This window comes from Streptomyces africanus, from assembly GCF_030816955.1.
Taxonomy (GTDB): Bacteria; Actinomycetota; Actinomycetes; order Streptomycetales; family Streptomycetaceae; genus Streptomyces; species Streptomyces africanus.
On record NZ_JAUSYP010000001.1, the window covers coordinates 1,843,335 to 1,861,036 of the forward strand.

Sequence of the window (17,702 nt, forward strand, 5' to 3'; positions counted from 1 at the left end):
TGCTGGCAGCGAGAGCGCGGGATAGCTTCGCCCTGCACCACCTCGTCATGTACCTGCCCGAGCACCACCTGTGCCTCGGGCCGGTTTCGTTTCCAGGATGTGGAGACCCCATGTCTCACTTGCGTTCCAGACGCCGGCTCGCCCTCGCCGTGCCCGTCGTGCTGTCCCTGACGGCCTCGCTGGGCTTCCTGCCCGCCGCCGCGTCGGCGGCCCCGCAGGCGGAGTCGGCCGCCCGGACGGCGGACGCGCCGCAACTGGCGTACGTCGTCAACACCAAGGTGGACCGTCACACGATCGCGTCGGTGAAGAAGGCGATCGGGAAGGCCGGCGGCTCGGTCGTGGCCACGTACGAGCGGATCGGCGTGATCGTCGTCCACTCCTCGAACGCCGACTTCGCCACGACCATACGCAAGGCCCGCGGGGTCCAGTCGGCGGGTGCGACGCGTACGACGCCCCTGGCGGCCGCGGGGACGAAGGAGGAGGGCGCGGTCGAGTACCTGACGGCCGCTCAGGCGAAGCGCACCGAGGCCGCCTCGGCGCAGACGCCCGAGAGCGAGCCCCTCGAGGCCGACCAGTGGGATCTGCGCGCGATCGGCGCCGACAAGGCCGCGCGGATCAACCCGGGCAGCAGCAAGGTGACCGTCGCCGTGATCGACACCGGCGTGGACGACACCCACCCCGACATCGCCCCGAACTTCTCCGCGTCCCAGTCCGCCAACTGCGCCGGCGGCAAGCCCGACACCAGCCAGGGCGCCTGGCGTCCGTACACCGCCGAGGACTACCACGGCACGCATGTCGCGGGTGAGATAGCCGCCGCGCGCAACGGAATCGGCGTGGCAGGCGTCGCACCCGGTGTGAAGGTCTCCAGCATCAACGTGACCGACCGGGCGAACGGTCTCTTCTACCCGGAGAGCGTGGTGTGCGCCTTCGTGTTCGCCGCCGACCACGGCGTCGAGATCACGAACAACAGCTACTACGTCGATCCGTGGCTGTACAACTGCCTGGACGACCCCGACCAGCGGGCCATCGTCGACGCGGTCAACCGGGCGCAGCTGTACGCGCAGAAGAAGGGCACACTCAACGTCGCCGCGGCGGGCAACTCCAACCACGACCTGGACGCGGACGCGATCGTCGACGACTCCAGCCCGGACGACTCCACCCCCGTCGAGCGGACCATCGACCCGCACGAGTGCTTCGACGTGCCGAACCAGCTGCCGGGTGTCGTCACGGTGAGCTCGACGGGCGTCGACAACGTGAAGTCGTACTTCTCGACGTACGGCGAGGGCGTCGTCGACGTCGCGGCGCCGGGCGGCGACCGGCGCTACCAGATACCCGACACGCCCTCGAAGGACGGCCGCATCCTGTCCACGCTGCCGAACGGCGCGTACGGCTTCCTCCAGGGCACCTCGATGGCCTCCCCGCACGCCTCCGCTGTCGCCGCGCTGCTGAAGTCCAAGCACCCGTGGGCGTCCCCGGCCCAGCTCCAGGCCCTGCTGAAGGCGCAGGCCGACCGGACGGCCTGCCCCGAGTCGTACGACCAGGACGGCGACGGCACGCAGGACGCGGTGTGCGAGGGCGGCAAGCGCGTCAACGGCTTCTACGGGTACGGCATCGTCAACGCGCTGCGCGCCGTCAAGTGACGCGCGTTTCCCAGACCTTCCGCACAGTCCGCCCGTACCGTGAACGAACTGGAGAAAGCATGACTGCGCCGCACGCGCGCTACCGCCGCGCCGTCGCGATCCCGGCCGGGATGGCCATGGCCACGGCCCTCGCGTTCCTGCCGAACACCACGGCCACGGCCGCCGACGAGGCGCCCGCGCCGGTCTCGGCCGACGCGACCTCGCTCAGCTACGTCGTCAACGTCAAGCCGGGCCACGGCACTTCGGCCTACGTGAAGAAGGCCGTCGGCAAGGCCGGGGGCACGATCGTGACGTCGTACGACCAGATCGGCGTCATCGTCGTCCACTCCTCGAACCCCGACTTCGCCAAGAGCATCCGCAAGGTGCCCGGGGTGCAGTCGGCCGGTGCCACCCGCACCAAGCCGCTGCCGTCGGCGTCGACGGGCGACCTGGGCACGCCGAAGGCGTTGAGCGCGGCCGAGGTCGCCCGGGCCGAGGCCCCGGCCGGGCAGGACCCGCTGGAGCCGCAGCAGTGGGACCTGCCCGCCATCAAGGCGGACAAGGCGCACGAGAAGTCGCTGGGCAGCAAGAAGGTCACGGTCGCCGTGATCGACACCGGTGTCGACGACACCCACCCCGACATCGCGCCCAACTTCGACCGGGGCGCGTCGGTCAACTGTGTCTCGGGCAAACCCGACACGTCCGACGGGGCCTGGCGGCCGGGCGCCGCGGAGAGCCCGCACGGGACGCACGTGGCGGGTGAGATCGCCGCCGCGAAGAACGGCGTCGGCATGACCGGTGTCGCGCCCGGCGTGAAGGTTTCCGGCATCAAGGTGTCCAACCCGGACGGCTTCTTCTACACGGAGGCCGTCGTGTGCGGCTTCGTGTGGGCGGCCGAGCACGGGGTCGACGTGACGAACAACAGCTATTACACCGACCCCTGGTACTTCAACTGCAAGAACGACCCCGACCAGAAGGCGCTGCTGGACGCGGTCGGCCGGGCCTCGCGGTACGCGGAGAAGAAGGGCGCGGTCAACGTCGCGGCGGCCGGCAACGAGAACTACGACCTGGCCTCCGACGAGATCACCGACCCGTCGTCCCCGAACGACTCCACGCCGGGCGACCGGGTCGTCGACCCGTCGAAGTGCCTCGACATACCCACCCAGCTGCCGGGCGTCGTCACGGTCGCGGCGACGGGCGCGAAGGGCATCAAGTCGTCCTTCTCCAACCACGGGCTGGGAGTCATCGACATAGCCGCCCCGGGCGGCGACTCGACCGCCTACCAGAAGCCGGAGGCGCCGGCCACGAGCGGGCTGATCCTGGGCACGCTGCCGGGCGGCAAGTGGGGCTACATGGCCGGTACGTCGATGGCGTCCCCGCACGTCGCGGGCGTCGCCGCCCTCATCAAGTCGACGCACCCGTACGCCTCTCCGGCCCTGGTGAAGGCCCTGCTGTACGCCGAGGCCGACGCCACGCCGTGCACGGACCCGTACGACATCGACGCCGACGGCAAGATCGACGCGGTGTGCGAGGGCTCCAAGAACCGCAACGGCTTCTACGGCTGGGGCATCGCGGACGCGCTGGACGCGGTGACCAAGTAGAGCTCGTGTGGAGGTAGTCCGGGCCGGGCGGGGGCACCCGACCGGCCCGCTTCCTGTCTGCGGCAGGATTCCTTGTCATGGACGTGTACGTGGATCCCTCGACCTGGACAGCTCGACCGGTACGGCCGAGGTGGCAGTTGGCCCTGCGGTTCGCCGCGAGTGTGGTGTGGTTTCCGGTGGTGTGTGTGCTGTGGGCGGCGGTGCTGGCCGCGTTTCTCGTCGTCGGCATGTTCGCCGAGGTGGTCACGGTGTTCAGCAACACCCTCGAACGCGGCTACCTCCGCGCCACGGAAGTGACGATGAACAGGGTCGGGCGTCTGGCCTCCTGGTGCGTGTCCTGGCCGGAGCTGCGCCATGAGGGAGATGCCGAGTACTACAAGGCGCGCGTGGACAAGGCGGTCGCGAAGTGGACCGCCCGGGCCTCGGCTCCGGTCGAGAAGAACAAGCCGCGGCCGCCGGCCGAGTGCGCGATACCGCTGCGGGCCTACCGGGGCGTCGGCGGCTGGTACGTCGCCGAGGTCGCGCTCGCGCAAGGGTGGGAGCTGCGGCCGACGGACGTGCGCAAGGAAGTCCGGTTGTGGTGGTCGGCCGCGTCGAAGGCTGCCTGAGTTCTTTCCCCGGATTTGCCCAGCCGTGTGAAGGCTGGTGAAGATCTCGGGGTGACCTTGACAAGACCCGTCGCCGTGCTGGTGCTGGCGGCACTGGCCGCGCTGATCCCGCTGCTCGGCCCGTCCACCGCGCTGCACGGCACCGGGGAGGCCGCCGCGCCCGGCGCCGGCGGCGTGGCCCTGCTGCGCACGGCGCTGTTCGCGGCCCTGTGCGTACCGGTCGGCGAGCTGTTCGTGAACCGGCTGGCGCGTTCCGTGCCGGGCGCGTTCGTGAACGGGCCACCGGCGCGTTCCGTGCCGGGCGCGTTCGTGAACCGGCCACCGGCGCGTTCCGTGCCGGGTACGGAGGAAGCCGCCGGCCGCCCGGTCGTGCCGCGCAGCTGGTCGCCGTTCGCGGCCGTCACCGGCTTCGTCGCCGCGCTCGGGCTCGCCTCGGTCGTGGCGACGGGCTATCTCGTCCCTGACGGCCTGTCGGACATCGACGTCGGCGGGCTCTACGCCTCCCGGGACGGCAAGCTCGCCCTGCTGGAGGTCAACGCCTTCCTCGTGGCGGGGCTGTGTGCCGTCTCGCGCCGGCCGGTCACACAGCTGTGGCCGCTGGGCGCCGTGGTCGTCGCCGAGGCGTTGCGCGCGCACCCCACGACCGAGCACACCCCGCTGACCGGCTCCGGGCTGACGCTCGTCCATCTGACCTGTGCGGCGCTGTGGACGGGCGGCCTGCTGCACGCGCTGCGGACCCTGCGGCGATGGCACGGCCGCTACGGCACGCAGGCGGGCGCGGCCCTGCTGGGTCTCTACGCGCGCGTGGCGACCGTTCTGCTCGCCGCCATCACCGCGACGGGCGTGTGGAGTTCGCTGCGCCGGATGCCGCCGGAGACGGTCCTTGAGCAGCTGACGGCGACGGCGTACGGGCGGGCCCTGCTCGCCAAGGTGCTCCTCGTGGCCGCCGTCGCCGCCCTCGCCCTGTGGGCCCGGCGGCGGCTGCGCCGGGCGGCCGACCCGCTGACCGCCTGTGCGCCGGCGTGGGCTGAGGTGGTCGCACTGGGCCTGGTGGTCGCCGTGTCCGGACTGCTGACGGCCCTGCCGCTTCCGATCCGCTGGTGACGCTCCCCCTGCGCCGGTGACCCTCAGGCGGCGCGCATCTCTCCGTACGTCGCGGCCGGTGCCCGGCGCGCGTTGAGCGCCCCGAGCGTGCCGCCGGTCAGCAGGGCCTGTGCGGCGCTGTACGTGAGCATGACCCAGAAGTCCGGCCCGGGCGGCTGCGGCCAGTCGGCGACGCCGGTCGCGATGAGCGTGTCGGACAGCAGGAAGAGCGCGCCTCCGAGTCCGGTGAAGAGGCCGAGCCGGATGGCGGCCCGGTACGCCATGGCCGTGAGCAGGAGGCTGTACCCGGCGACGGGCAGGCGCAGGTCCGCGGGCAGGTCCGGCCACAGCAGCGCGACGGTCGTGACGAGGGCGGTGGCGTAGCCCAGGGCGAGGAGGGCGGCACGCGCGCGGGGGACGGCGTACCGGCTGCCGTGCCTGGCGAAGAGGACGAGGTAGCAGACGTGCCCCGCCGCGAAGCAGCCCATGCCGGCGAGGAAGGCCGGCTCGGCGCCGGACAGCAGCAGCACGTCCCCGCCCCAGCCGAACAGCAGGGCGGCCACGAGCGGCCGGGGCGCCCGGCGCAGGACGGCCCAGAGCGCCAGGAGCGGCATCAGCAGCGGCTTGGCGACGGCGTGCCCGGCGTCGAAGCCGGCCGCGAGGGAGACGAGGTCGACGACGGCGGCGAGACCGAAGGCGCCGAGGAGGAGCCGGGAGTGGCTCACGCCGACGCGCTCTCGGCAGCCGTACCGGCAGGCGACACCGGTGCCTCGGCCCGCGCGGGCCCCCACCCCGGCCCCCGGAACACGCGCCCCGCGCGCTCACGCCAGTCGCGCGCCGCCCTCAGGTCCCTCGCGATGGCCACGTACTCGTGCGTCGCCACCTTCAGCGGGTTGTACGTGCCGATGTTCTTGGTCAGTCCGTACACGGGCCGCACGGTCTCGGCGACGAAGGATCCGAACAGCCGGTCCCAGACGATGAGGATGCCGCCGAAGTTGCGGTCGAGGTAACCGCCCTGGGAGGCGTGGTGGACCCGGTGGTGCGACGGCGTGTTGAAGACGAACTCGAACCAGCGGGGCATCTTGTCGATCCGCTCGGTGTGGATCCAGAACTGGTACACGAGGTTCGCGGAGGAGCAGAACGCCAGCGCGGCGGGGTGGACTCCGGCGGCGATGAGGGGCACGTAGAACGGCCACACGGTCAGGGACGTCCAGGGCTGCCGCAGCGCGGTGGTGAGGTTGAACTTCCGGCTGGAGTGGTGGACGACGTGGCAGGCCCACAGGATGCGGATGACGTGGTGGCCGCGGTGGGACCAGTAGTAGAAGAAGTCCTGCCCGAGCAGCATCAGCGGGACGGTCCACCACAGCACGGGCACGCGCAGCGGCGTGAGTTCGTAGAGGGCCGTGTAGACGGCCACGATCGGGATCTTCCAGAGGAAGTCGAAGACCAGACTGCCGAGCCCCATGCCGACGCTCGTCGCGGCGTCCTTCGCCTCGTAGCCCGCCGCGTCCTCGTCGGGGTGGAGACGGTAACTCACCATCTCCACCACCGTGAGCAGCACGAAGGCGGGTATCGACCACAGCACGACATCGGGCAGGTTCGACATGTCTGAACCGTAGGGCGGCCGTCCCGCCCCCACCAGACGTTGTTACCGACAAGTATTACCGACGGTACGCGCTTGCTTCTTGGCGATCTCCGCCAATCGCCGCGCCGTCAGCACCGCCGCGTCGGCGTGACCGACCGGACCGTGCCGATCGGGATGCTGCGGTACTCGTCACCCTTCGCCGGTTTGATGGTCACCGCCGTGGCGTCGCTCATCACCAGTTCCCCGCACCGCACGCCGCCGCCCGTGGTCACCAGAACGTACGGCCCGCCCTCCCGGGGGTTCGCGGGATCGTCGACGGGCACGAGCCAGGAGACCGCGATCGCTGCGACGATCGCGCACAGCCCGGCGACGGACAGCCGCCGCGCCCGGATCAGAGCGGCCTGCGTGCGCACGACCTCGTCCAGGACGGCGGCGAGCAGCCGGTCACCGCTCAGCCAGGTCTGCCGTCCGAGCGGACCGTGGGCGGCCCGTACGGCTCCCAGGGCCCCGGACAGCAGCAGCACGAAGGCCAGCACCAGCAGCAGTGCCGTGGTCCAGCGCCAGGCGCCCGGCATGCCCGCGACACTCTCGCGGCCCTTCAGGACGAAGACCACGCCGACCAGCCCCGTGAGCCCGGTCAGCCCGTTGCGCCAGCCCTCGGCCTGCCGGCGTACGGCGCCCAGCTGGTCGTACTGGAGCTGCTGCCCGAGCTGGGCGAACCGCTTCCTGGCGAGGTCGGTCACGACGCCGCCCCGTGCGCGGGCGGCACCGGAACGTCCCAGAAGGCACCGCAGCCCGAGTCGGGGGACTCCGGCGGCCGTTCGGGGTGGGGGTAACCGCAGGCGCAGTAGACGGGGATGCAGCCGGTGAGGGGTTCGGGCTCGCTCCGGTCCCGGCGCCACAGCCGCTTGGGCGGGCCCAGCACTCCGTACGCGACCCGGAAGACCGTTGCCGCTCTGCACGTCGGGCACAGTCCCGTCACGGTGTACCAGCGGCCGTCCTCGGACCGTGCGACGGTGAAGGGCTCCTCCGGGTGGACGGTGACCTCTTGTTCACGGAACTCGGTCGGAACGTGGTCGGGCATGGCTCCTCACAGGGTCGCGTCAAGGGTCTGACGGTTGTCATCGGGCCCGGCAGGGCTCCGCCGGCGGCATCGGGGCCGGCTCGGCGGGACAGTCGGGCGGCAGGACGAGGCCGAACAGCGGCGCGTACACGGCGAGCCGGTCGTACACCCCGCGGGTCGGCTGCCCGAGCTCACGCGCGGCCACGGCGATGCGCTCGGCCGTCACCGCCCCGCTCAGCGCGGGCGCCCGCCCCGTGTACTGCTCGGTGAGCATGATCAGGTCCTGCCAGGTCGGCACCGTGTCCGCGTCCGCTCCCGGCCGTTCCACCAGCAGGTCGAGGCCGAACGGGCGGTAGAACGCGAGCCGGTCCCACGCCGTGGTCAGCGCCCAGCCGAACCGGGCCGCGACACGCAGCAGTTCGAGCGGGCCCACGGGTCCGTGGCCGACGAGGTCCGGCCGGAACAGCGCGCTGTCGTGCTCGGTGGGCCGGTGCTCGCGCCAGCCGTCGGATCCGCCCTCGGCTCCGTCGGCGGGCTCCTGCCAGGGCGCACCGAGGGGGGCGTAGCGGGCCAGGGCGGCCACGCTCTCGCCGAGGGTCGCGTCGTTGGCCCGGGCGTGGGACACGAGGACGGCGGGGCTCGGGCGGGAGCGCCAACGCGGGAGGTGGACACCCCGCCAGGACGGGAGGAAGGCATTCTCCCGCTCCGTCCGCTGCGGCGTGCAGCAGGCCAGGATGCCAGCGCCGGTGGGACGCAGATCGGCAGGTGCCTCATCGGCCAACCGGTCCAGCGCCGAGACGTCGAGCCCGACCAGCGGGCCGAGCGCGGTGAGCCGTTCGATCGCGGAGCCGAGCGTGGTGCGGTCCATCGCCGCGGCATACAGAACGAAGAAGACGTCGAGTCCCTGGCGCAGGGCGACGCCGCGGACCACTCTGCCCATGTTCGTCAGCTCCAGCGATCCCTCCGAGTCGTAATATCCGCGGCGTGACGCCACGTCTCGCCCCGACCACATGAGCAGGTCCCAGTCACCGGCCGAGACGGCACGCCACTGCTCCACGAGCGCCGGCGCGCGTGCGTCCACGAGGCCCGCCTCGGCGAGTTCCGTGAGCCGCTGCGCCACCAGCGCGCCGTCGGCCCGGACCTTCCGCACGGCCTGCGCCGTCTCCACCAGGGGCGCGGGGCATCCGGTCGGGTCGTACGGCCAGTTGTCGGTGAACCCGTAGTCGATGACGGCGCCGAGGAGATCACTGTCGAGCCTGGTGAAGACGCGGTCGGCCAGTTCGCCAGGAGGGGGGACGCGCAGCTGCTGGGCCGCCAGGACATCCGCGAACCGTTCGGGCACCTGGGCCACCGGGATCCCCAGCATTCCCGATGCCCTGGCCATCTGCCGGGGCGACAGGTCCAGATCGGCGCTGTATGTGGCGATGCCGAGGCTCATCGTGAACTCGGTGCGCTGCTCGTCCGTCCAGGACCTGGGTACGTCGAACCTGGAGGACGTGGCGGCGGGAGGTTCCGCGGGGGCCGGTCCCTCCGCCGGCCAGCCGAGCCACGCGTACCGACGCAGGATCTCCTCGTACTTCTCCTGAGCCGGCGGCGTCCCCACTCTCCGCTTCCCCGGGGGCGTGAACCGGGGGTGCCAGGCCAGCACGTTGAGCTCCTCGTGGGTGGCGATGGCGTCGGCGGGGACGACCTCGGTGTCGTGCGGCACGTCCAGGGGGAATCCGGCCGCGGCGAACCGTCTGGCCCGCTCCAGGGCCTCCCGGAGGGGCAGGCCCTCCACGACACTGAACCTCCGGAGCACCGCGACCACATCGTGGGCGAAGTGGCGCGCGTAATCCTCGCGAAGCAACGCGTCAAAGCGCTCACGGCCGAGGAGGATCCGGCGGTCCGTCGCGTCGAGCAGCATCCGGTGCGCCGCGTCGAGTCCGGTGACGGCGGGCACGTCCAGGCCGGCGATGGCGTACCGGCGCAACCGCCTCATGAGTTCCCCCAGAGTGATGCTCTCCTCCGGGAACTGAGGCAGAGCCGCCTGCCACGTGGCATCGGACAGCCACAGCTCCCGAGGGCTGACGCCGGACTCCCAGGACTCGGGCGCGGGATAGCCGTCCACCGACTCCGGCAACGCCAGTCGCTCCCAGGCCCGGTCGCCCAGTTCGATCCCGACGCTGCGCAGAACCGCCGCCCGCCAGGACAGCACCCCGGCTTGCTCCGGCAGGACAGCCGCCCCGAAGTTCTTCAGCGGAACCAGCGCCACGTCCAACGGGAAGCACCCGACCCTGCGGAAGTCGAGGACCGTCGCCCGGTACGAGCCGGTTCTGCTGGTCAGACGGGTATCGGCAGCCAGCAGCCGCGCCGTCACCCGGACCGCCGCGGCCGGGTGCAGCCAGGCGAACGCCCAGAGCCACTCCAGCGTCAGCCACTCCGGTGCCCCGAACGCGCGGGCCGCGTCGAGGAGTTGCTCGTCCACCCACGCCCGGTCGTAGGAGAGGATCCTGGTCCTGTCGGTGCTGATGTCCGGAGCGTGCGTCTCGCGCAGGTCCATCACGAAGCCGAAGGGATGCCCGCCCAGGTCGTGCCAGTCCTTGCCTGCGTTGTCGTGCCGGTCCAGCTTCCCGGCGCTGGTGCGGAGCCAGGCGGCGGCGCTGCTGTCCTCCTGGACCATGGACGCCGGATCCACGAGGATGCCGTCGGCCAGGAGGCATCCCTTTCCGTCCACCCACCACGCGTCGGGGCCCGCGGGAAGGGGGCGCCGGGCATCACCGAAGTAGTACAGCGCTCCTGGTTCCCACGTCCGCACAGCCTCCCCGTCCCGCTCCACCCGCATCGCGAACTCGGACCGCCATACCCGCTTGGCCAGCTCCTGCGCCACGTCGATGTCGCCCGACTGGAGGTACAGCCGCACGCGGGTGCCGCCCCCGGGCTGCGCCCCGTCGTTCCTGCGGACCCGGAACAGACTGCCGGTCGAGGCCACGTCCACGCGCAGTCCGCCGTCCGCGTCCGCGCGCCCGTACTCGTCGGTCGCCCGGGTCCAGATGCTGATCTCGTCGGCCAGCATGAAGTAGCTGAACACACCCACGCCGAAACGGCTGTTGGGATAGACCCGCAGGGCCGGGTCCGCGCGGCGCCAGCGGGCCTGTTCCCTGCGGTACTCGCGGGACTGCTCGAAGCGGCGGCCGGCCCGCGAGAAGGTGCCCCGCAGGCTCTTGTGATCCATGCCGACGCCGTTGTCCTCGCACTCCACGTAGGAGCGGCCCTCCGCGTCCGTGCCCTGCCGGAAGACGATCTCGCCCTGCCAGGAGTACGGGACGCTCCCGTCGGCCTTTCCGAAGCGCAGCCGGGCCTGCCGGTAGCGGCAGGCGTCCAGGGCGTTCTGGTACATCTCCCGGAGGGCGAGGGCCGGGTCGCCGTACAGATGGGTGCCCATGAGCAGTTCGCGCATCTCGTCCTCGGCGAGGCTGAACCGCATCAGCGGGACACCGTAGGCGTCGCTCTTGACGGCGCTGTCGTACCGCGGGCGCAGCCGACGGCAGGTGATCCGGTCGGGCACGTGGGCGAGGAGCGCGGCGGGCTGGGCGGAGGTGAGGCGCCGGCGCACGTTCTGTACGGCTTCGTCGGCCCAGCCGGCCAGCGTCTCCAGAGCGGCGTGCACCGCGGGGTGCGGGCAGGGCAGGTCCAGGTCGAGTGTCTTGCTCAGCCGGTCCCGCGCCCAGCGCAGCTCGCGCACGCTCGCCACGGCTTCGCCGGGCCGCAGACCGTCGGCGACCCCGATGTTGTCCACCAGGACACCGGGCAGCTGCCTCAGGTCGCCGCCGAGCAGGCCCGCGACGCCCAGCAGCCAGGACAGCTCGCGGGGGCGCCAGCGCTCCGCCGTGCCGTCCGCGCGGGCGAGCTCCTCCAGGCGCCAGTGGGTGTCGGTGCGGTCCCGTTCGCCCTGGTTCGGCTCGGTGGGGGCGACCGCGATCTGCCGGCAGACCCGCATGAGTTCGTCGGTCAGTTCCTCGGTCCGGGCCGGTGCGGAGCCGGGACCGATCAGCGCCTTCGCGAGTGGAGCGAGCAGCTGGGGCGCGTACGTGTCCCACAGTTGCTCCTTGCCCCCTACATGCCGGTGCAGCAGCCAGGCGGCGACCGCCGCGGCGTCCTCGGCCCGGCCGCGTCCGGCCAGCTCGCGGCCTTTGCGCCAGAGCAGGGCGTGCGCGGCGAAGGTGTGCTCCAGGTCGACGCGCTCCGGATCGCGTCCCAGGGAGCCGGCTTCCGGATCGAGCTGGAAGGGCTCGACCGCCGTGGTCTCCTTGACGCCCATGGCGTACACGGCCTCGCGGACGAAGGGTGCGGCGGCGAGCACCGCGAACTCGCCCGGGTCCAGGAGCGGGCCGCCCTGGGTCTGCGAGGGTGCGAGCAGGGGTCTGAGCCCGCGGGCCAGCACGCGCACCGGGTAGTCGTCGTCCGACCAGGGGTCGGGGACGGTCGCGAACGCGGTGCCGCGCCACTTGGCGCACTCGGCCGTCAACCGCACGAGGGCGCGTTGGAGTTCGTCACGTCGTGCGTCACCGCCGCCCTCGACGGCGGACCAGAGTTCGGGGTCGCGGACCGCTGCGGCCCACTCCTCGTGGAGGGTGCGGCCGGCGCAGAGTTCGACCTTGTGGACGGCCTCCGGGCCGCTGGGCGCGTAGTGGGCGGTCGGCGTCTGCCGCTGGCGGGCGGCCCGGGCGAACTCGGCGGTTCTGCGGACGGTGTGGGCGATGACGTCGGCGACCGTGCGGGGCGCGGTGTCCGGCTGCAGGGCGTCGGCGAGCGCGCGCGTGAAGTGGCTGCCGAGTTCCTTGTCGGAGCCGCAGGTCTGGCCTGGACCGCAGCCGAAGAGCACGGCCACCCGGTCCCGCCCGGCCGGGAAGTTCGTCGCCGGCCCGCCGTACGACGTGCCGCCCGGGGCGGCTTCCTCGCGACAGGCGTCGACGGTCAGCAGGACCGTACCGGCACGGCATCCCTGGAGCAGTTCGGCGAGGTCGAGGCCGATGAGGCTGTCCAGCGCCACCTGCGGCGGCGTGGTCGCCCAGGTGAGTTGGGCGTCCGCGGGCACGAGGTAGTCCGCGCCGTCCGCGGACAGTCCGTGTCCGGTGAAGTGGATGAGGACCGTGCCGTCTTCGGGCGCGGTGGCGCAGACTCTGCTGATCGCACTGCGGATCCGGGAGCGCAGGGCGGGCTCGTCGGGGGTCGCCCCGATCCGCTCGACGCTGTACCCGGAGGAGCGCAGCGCCCCGGTCATCAGCTCGACGTCACGTCCCACCGTCTCCGTCAGGTCGTGGAAGCGCTCCGAGAGTTCGTACTGCGGAACGGCGACGATCAGCGCCTGCCTGTTCTCCCCCATCGTCCCGCTCGTCCCCCTTCGGCCCCTGTGCGGCACGGGCAAGAATGGCACAGGAGACATGCGGCACATCCGGCTCCGCTCCTTGCCCCGCTGCCCCTTCGCCCTCCACCCGCCTCAGCGGACTTCCCGTCAACTGCATTCGGGATGCCCTCAGACCCGGGGCCGGAATCCCCTGGTTCGCCTTGCCGGGGCACGGCGGACGCGGCACGGCACGGTACGGCACCTGACTGTCAGTCGAGGCCCGTATCCTCAGTGACCATGCTGGAAGACCTGACGACCGCAGCGTTCTCGCCCCCTGCGTGGCCGGCCGCGTATCCCAAGGGATACGCGGTCGTTGACGTGGAGACCACGGGCCTCGCCCGGGACGACCGCATCATCTCGGCGGCCGTCTACCGGCTGGACGCGCGCGGTGAGGTCGAGGACCACTGGTACACGACGGTCAACCCGGAGCGCGACCCCGGCCCCGTGTGGATCCACGGGCTGACGAGCGAGGCGCTCGAAGGCGCGCCCCTCTTCCAGGACATCGCCGAGGAGTTCACGGCCCGGCTTGAGGGGCGGGTGCTCGTCGCGCACAACGCCGTCTTCGACTGGCAGATGATCGCCCGGGAGTACGCGCGCGCCAAGTGCGAGGCGCCGGTGCGGCAGCGGCTGTGCACCATCGCGCTCTCCAAGGAGCTAGGGCTTCCGCTGCCCAACCACAAGCTGGAGTCGCTCGCCGCGCACTTCGGCGTCGTCCAGCGGCGGGCGCACCACGCGCTGGACGACGCGCGCGTGCTTGCGGAGGCGTTCCGCCCCAGCCTCAGGGCCGCGGCGGCGAGCGGCGTGCGGCTGCCGCTGCACGAGTGCCGGCCGCTGACGGAGTGGTCGGACCGCCCTGCCACGCCCCGGATCGGGCAGCAGGCGGGCCCGCGGGGCTACGGCGGCTACCGCCAGACCAGTTGGCGCCCCTCCCGGAAGCGCCCCGCCTGCCCCTACCCCAACCCCGGGCGGTACGAGACGGGCGGGCGGCTCAAGCAGGGCATGCGGGTCGCGTTCTCCGGTGACACCTCGACCGAGCGCGAGCTGCTGGAGGACCGGGCGACCGAGGCCGGGCTGCATGTGGCCACCAGCCTGTCCCGGCTGACCAGCCTGCTCGTCACGAACGACCCGGACTCGGGCACGTCCAAGGTGGTCAAGGCCCGGCAGTTCGGCACCCCGATCGTGGACGAGGCGGCCTTCGGGCAGCTCCTCGCGGATGTGGAGCCGGCGTCGGAGGGGTGACCGTACGGACGGGTGACCGTACGGACGGGTGACCGTACGGACGGGTGATTGACGGGCGACTCGCCCGGCGGCCGCTCGCCCGAGCGGGGACGACGGCTCACCCTGTGGCGCATGGCGACCTGTGAGGTATGTGGCAATCAGTACGGAATGACCTTCGAGGTGCACGCGCAGGGGGCGGTGCACGTCTTCGACTGCTTCGCCTGCGCGATCCACCGTATGGCCCCCATCTGCGAGCACTGCCGGGTACAGATCATCGGCCAGGGCGTCGAGGTCGAGGGCCACTGGTTCTGCGGAGCCCACTGCGCCCGCGCGGAGGGAAAGGTGGGAATTGTCGACAAGGTCTGAACCCGTACCCCGCTGAGAACACTCCACGACCGAGTTGTACGGTCGTGGGGTGTACCGCTTCCTGATGTCCCGGCAGTGGGTGATCCTGACGCTGATCGCCCTGCTTCTCATCCCCACGATGATCAGGCTGGGCATCTGGCAGATGCATCGCTACGAGGAGCGCACCGCCCGGAACCAGCTGGTCACCGACGCGCTGGCGGCCGACCCGGTGCCCGTGGAGAAGCTCACCGCGCCCGGGCACACCGTCACCAGCAGCGAGCGGTACCGGACCGTGACCGCGAAGGGCCGCTTCGACACGGAGGACGAGGTCGTCGTCCGCCGCCGCACCAACTCCGACGACGAGGTCGGCTACCACGTCCTGACCCCGCTCGTCCTCGACGACGGCAAGGTTCTGCTGGTCAACCGGGGCTGGATCCCCTCGGACGGCCCGAGCCAGACCACGTTCCCGAAGGTCCCCGCACCGCCGGGCGGCGAGGTGACCGTCAAGGGGCGGCTGATGCCGAGTGAGACGACGGCGGCGAGCGGGATCAAGGACCTCAAGGGCCTGCCTGACCGGCAGATCATGCTGATCAACAGCGAGCAGGAGGCCCGGCGCCTGGACGCGCAGGTGCTCGGCGGCTACATCACGCAGACGGCGCCCGAGCCCAAGGGCGACATCCCCGAACTGCTGGGCAACCCCGGCAAGGAGGACGCCGCCCTGAACTACGCGTACGCCATCCAGTGGTGGCTGTTCTCCGCCGCCGTCCCGGTCGGCTGGGTGGTCCTGGCCCGCCGCGAGGCCCGCGACCGGGCACAGGCGGCGGCCGGGGAAGCCGACGCGAGCGAGGCGGAGCCGGCGGCGGTGTGACCCCCGCCGGCCGCCCCCGGCCGCGTCAGCAGCAGCGCCCCTGCCGGCACTCCTCCCGGTGCGACCGGTTCAGGACCTCCGCAAGTTCCCGCACGTACCAGCGCACCGCCCGCGCCCAGCGCACCGCCCTCACGTACGGGCTCCCGCCAGCGGCTCGTCCGGCACGTCGAGGCGGGATACGACGTACGGCGCCTCGGTGACCGGAGTCGAGCCCGGGGCCCGTATCGCCCGCACGCAGACCACCGCGGCGTTGCCGATCACCACGGCGACCAGCAGCAGGAACAGGGCGATCAGCACACCGTCGATCGTGGAGTTGGTGACGACGGTGTGCATGTCGCCGAGGTTCTTGGCGGGCGGCAGGACCTGACCGGCGTCGAGGGCGTCGGCGTACCGCGCGCGCTGGGCGAAGAAGCCGATCTTCGGGTCGGCGGAGAAGATCTTCTGCCAGCCCGCGGTGAAGGTGATCGCGACGACCCAGGCGAGCGGGATGCCCGTGACCCAGGCCCAGCGCAGCCGGCCGGACTTGATCAGGATCGTGGTGCAGACGGCGAGGGCGATCGCGGCGAGGAGCTGGTTCGCGATGCCGAAGAGCGGGAAGAGCTGGTTGATCCCGCCGAGCGGGTCGGTGGCGCCGGTGTAGAGGAAGTAACCCCAGGCCGCCACGACCAGGGCGCTGCACAGCCAGATGCCCGGCTTCCAGTTGACCCGGCCGACCGGCTTCCACACGTTGCCGAGCATGTCCTGGAGCATGAAACGGCCGACCCGGGTGCCCGCGTCCACCGTCGTCAGGATGAACAACGCCTCGAACATGATGGCGAAGTGGTACCAGAAGGCCTTCATCCCGGCGCCGCCGAAGACCCCGGAGAAGATCTCCGACATACCGACGGCCAGGGTCGGGGCCCCTCCGGAGCGGGCGATCAGCGTCTGTTCCTCCACGGCCTTGGCGGCCTGGGTGAGCTGGTCGGGGGTGACGGTGAAGCCGAGGCCGGCGACGGCGTGGGAGGCCGACTCGGCCGTCGTGCCGAGGAGGGCCGCCGGGGCGTTCATGGCGTAGTAGAGGCCCGGTTCCAGGGTCGCCGCGGCGATCAGCGCCATGATCGCGACGAACGACTCCATCAGCATGGCGCCGTAGCCGATCATCCGGACCTGGGACTCCTTCCGGATCAGCTTGGGGGTGGTCCCGGAGGAGACCAGCGCGTGGAAGCCGGACAGCGCGCCGCAGGCGATGGTGATGAAGAGGAAGGGAAACAGCGCCCCGGCGAAGACGGGCCCGGCACCCGACGAGGCGAAGTCGCTCACCGCGTCCGTGCGCAGGACCGGCGCCGCGACGACCACGCCGACCGCGAGCAGGGCGATGGTGCCGATCTTCATGAAGGTGGAGAGGTAGTCGCGCGGCGCCAGCAGCATCCACACCGGCAGGACGGAGGCGACGAAGCCGTAGCCGACGAGGCAGAAGACCAGGGTCGTGGGACTGAGCGTGAAGGCGGAGGCCAGTGAGGACTCCTGGATCCAGCTGCCGCCGACGATGGCGAGCAGCAGCAGGGCCACGCCGATCAGGCTGGTCTCGACGACCCGGCCCGGGCGGATGACGTGCAGCCAGAAGCCCATGAACAGGGCGATGGGGATGGTCATCGCGACGGAGAAGGTGCCCCAGGGGCTGTGGGCGAGGGCGTTGACGACGACCAGCGCCAGGACTCCCAACAGGATGATCATGATGGCGAACACGGCGATCAGCGCGGCGGCACCGCCGGCCCGGCCGATCTCGTCGCGGGCCATCTGCCCGAGCGACGTGCCGTCCCGTCGCATCGACAGGAACAGCACGACCATGTCCTGCACCGCGCCCGCGAAGATCACCCCCGCCACGATCCACAGGGTCCCCGGCAGATAGCCCATCTGGGCCGCGAGCACCGGCCCGACCAGGGGCCCGGCGCCGGCGATGGCGGCGAAGTGGTGCCCGAGCAGGACCCGGCGGTCGGTGGGGTGGTAGTCGACGCCGTCCTCGAGGCGTTCGGCGGGGGTGGCCCGGCGGTCGTCCGGCTCCAGGACCCGGCGGGCGATGAACCGGGAGTAGAAGCGGTAGGCGATGGCGTACGACCCGAGCGCGGCGATCACCAGCCAGACCGCGGAGATCCGCTCGCCGCGGGCCAGGGCGAGGACGCCCCAGGCGACCGCGCCGAGCAGGGAGACGGCGGCCCAGAGCAGGATCTGCCGTGTTCTGGACTTCTCCGGCACTTCTGGTCCGGATTCCGGCACCTCTGGTCCGGATTCGGGCAGGGCTGATGCGGGCATGGCGGCTCCTCACCTCGACGGGTGTGCACAACGGGGG

13 protein-coding genes are annotated in these 17,702 nt (G+C 71.9%); 7 read left to right on the top strand and 6 right to left on the bottom strand.

The genetic code is table 11. The annotated features are described in order from the left end of the window. The first annotated feature begins 110 nt into the window (after positions 1–110). The 4 genes from QF034_RS08660 to QF034_RS08675 all read left to right on the top strand — a co-directional run bounded on the left by QF034_RS08660 (position 111) and on the right by QF034_RS08675 (position 4,932). Positions 111–1,640, top strand: coding sequence for a S8 family peptidase (locus QF034_RS08660; RefSeq protein WP_307174369.1), 1,530 nt, complete (start codon positions 111–113; stop codon positions 1,638–1,640). A gap of 59 nt (positions 1,641–1,699) precedes the next feature. Continuing rightward, positions 1,700–3,220: a S8 family peptidase gene (locus tag QF034_RS08665; RefSeq protein WP_307174370.1), complete on the top strand. Its 1,521-nt coding sequence runs from the start codon at positions 1,700–1,702 to the stop codon at positions 3,218–3,220. Between the two features lie 77 nt (positions 3,221–3,297). After that, on the top strand, positions 3,298–3,828 hold the full coding sequence (locus tag QF034_RS08670) for a hypothetical protein (RefSeq protein WP_307174371.1): 531 nt from the start codon (positions 3,298–3,300) through the stop codon (positions 3,826–3,828). 51 nt (positions 3,829–3,879) lie between these two features. Continuing rightward, the gene (locus QF034_RS08675; RefSeq protein ID WP_307174372.1) at positions 3,880–4,932 is read left to right on the top strand and encodes a CopD family protein; all 1,053 of its coding nucleotides are present in this window, start codon (positions 3,880–3,882) and stop codon (positions 4,930–4,932) included. A 23-nt stretch (positions 4,933–4,955) separates the two neighbouring features. On the opposite strand, the gene QF034_RS08680 is transcribed toward QF034_RS08675, so the two are convergent. The 5 genes from QF034_RS08680 to QF034_RS08700 all read right to left on the bottom strand — a co-directional run bounded on the left by QF034_RS08680 (position 4,956) and on the right by QF034_RS08700 (position 12,924). After that, the gene (locus tag QF034_RS08680) at positions 4,956–5,636 is read right to left on the bottom strand and encodes a lysoplasmalogenase (RefSeq protein WP_307174373.1); all 681 of its coding nucleotides are present in this window, start codon (positions 5,634–5,636) and stop codon (positions 4,956–4,958) included. Further along, complete coding sequence (locus tag QF034_RS08685; protein WP_307174374.1) at positions 5,633–6,517, bottom strand: sterol desaturase family protein; 885 nt, start codon at positions 6,515–6,517, stop codon at positions 5,633–5,635. The genes QF034_RS08680 and QF034_RS08685 overlap by 4 nt, the downstream gene beginning before the upstream one ends. 107 nt (positions 6,518–6,624) lie before the next feature. After that, positions 6,625–7,239 carry a hypothetical protein gene (locus tag QF034_RS08690; RefSeq protein ID WP_307174376.1) on the bottom strand — a complete coding sequence of 205 codons (615 nt, stop codon included), beginning with the start codon at positions 7,237–7,239 and terminating at the stop codon, positions 6,625–6,627. Next, on the bottom strand, positions 7,236–7,580 hold the full coding sequence (locus tag QF034_RS08695; protein WP_307174378.1) for a hypothetical protein: 345 nt from the start codon (positions 7,578–7,580) through the stop codon (positions 7,236–7,238). The genes QF034_RS08690 and QF034_RS08695 overlap by 4 nt, the downstream gene beginning before the upstream one ends. Positions 7,581–7,617: 37 nt before the next feature. Next, positions 7,618–12,924, bottom strand: coding sequence for an HD domain-containing protein (locus QF034_RS08700; protein WP_307174379.1), 5,307 nt, complete (start codon positions 12,922–12,924; stop codon positions 7,618–7,620). 258 nt (positions 12,925–13,182) lie between these two features. Here QF034_RS08700 and QF034_RS08705 point away from each other — a divergent pair, with 258 nt between their 5' ends. The 3 genes from QF034_RS08705 to QF034_RS08715 all read left to right on the top strand — a co-directional run bounded on the left by QF034_RS08705 (position 13,183) and on the right by QF034_RS08715 (position 15,376). Continuing rightward, positions 13,183–14,184 carry a DEDDh family exonuclease gene (locus QF034_RS08705; RefSeq protein ID WP_307174380.1) on the top strand — a complete coding sequence of 334 codons (1,002 nt, stop codon included), beginning with the start codon at positions 13,183–13,185 and terminating at the stop codon, positions 14,182–14,184. Between the two features lie 111 nt (positions 14,185–14,295). Then, on the top strand, positions 14,296–14,529 hold the full coding sequence (locus tag QF034_RS08710) for a metallothionein (RefSeq protein ID WP_082319948.1): 234 nt from the start codon (positions 14,296–14,298) through the stop codon (positions 14,527–14,529). A 49-nt stretch (positions 14,530–14,578) separates the two neighbouring features. After that, positions 14,579–15,376 (top strand): SURF1 family cytochrome oxidase biogenesis protein, encoded by a 798-nt coding sequence (locus tag QF034_RS08715; RefSeq protein WP_307174381.1) that lies wholly within the window; start codon positions 14,579–14,581, stop codon positions 15,374–15,376. A 129-nt stretch (positions 15,377–15,505) separates the two neighbouring features. On the opposite strand, the gene QF034_RS08720 is transcribed toward QF034_RS08715, so the two are convergent. Continuing rightward, positions 15,506–17,665 carry a carbon starvation CstA family protein gene (locus QF034_RS08720; protein ID WP_307174382.1) on the bottom strand — a complete coding sequence of 720 codons (2,160 nt, stop codon included), beginning with the start codon at positions 17,663–17,665 and terminating at the stop codon, positions 15,506–15,508. Positions 17,666–17,702: the final 37 nt, after the last annotated feature.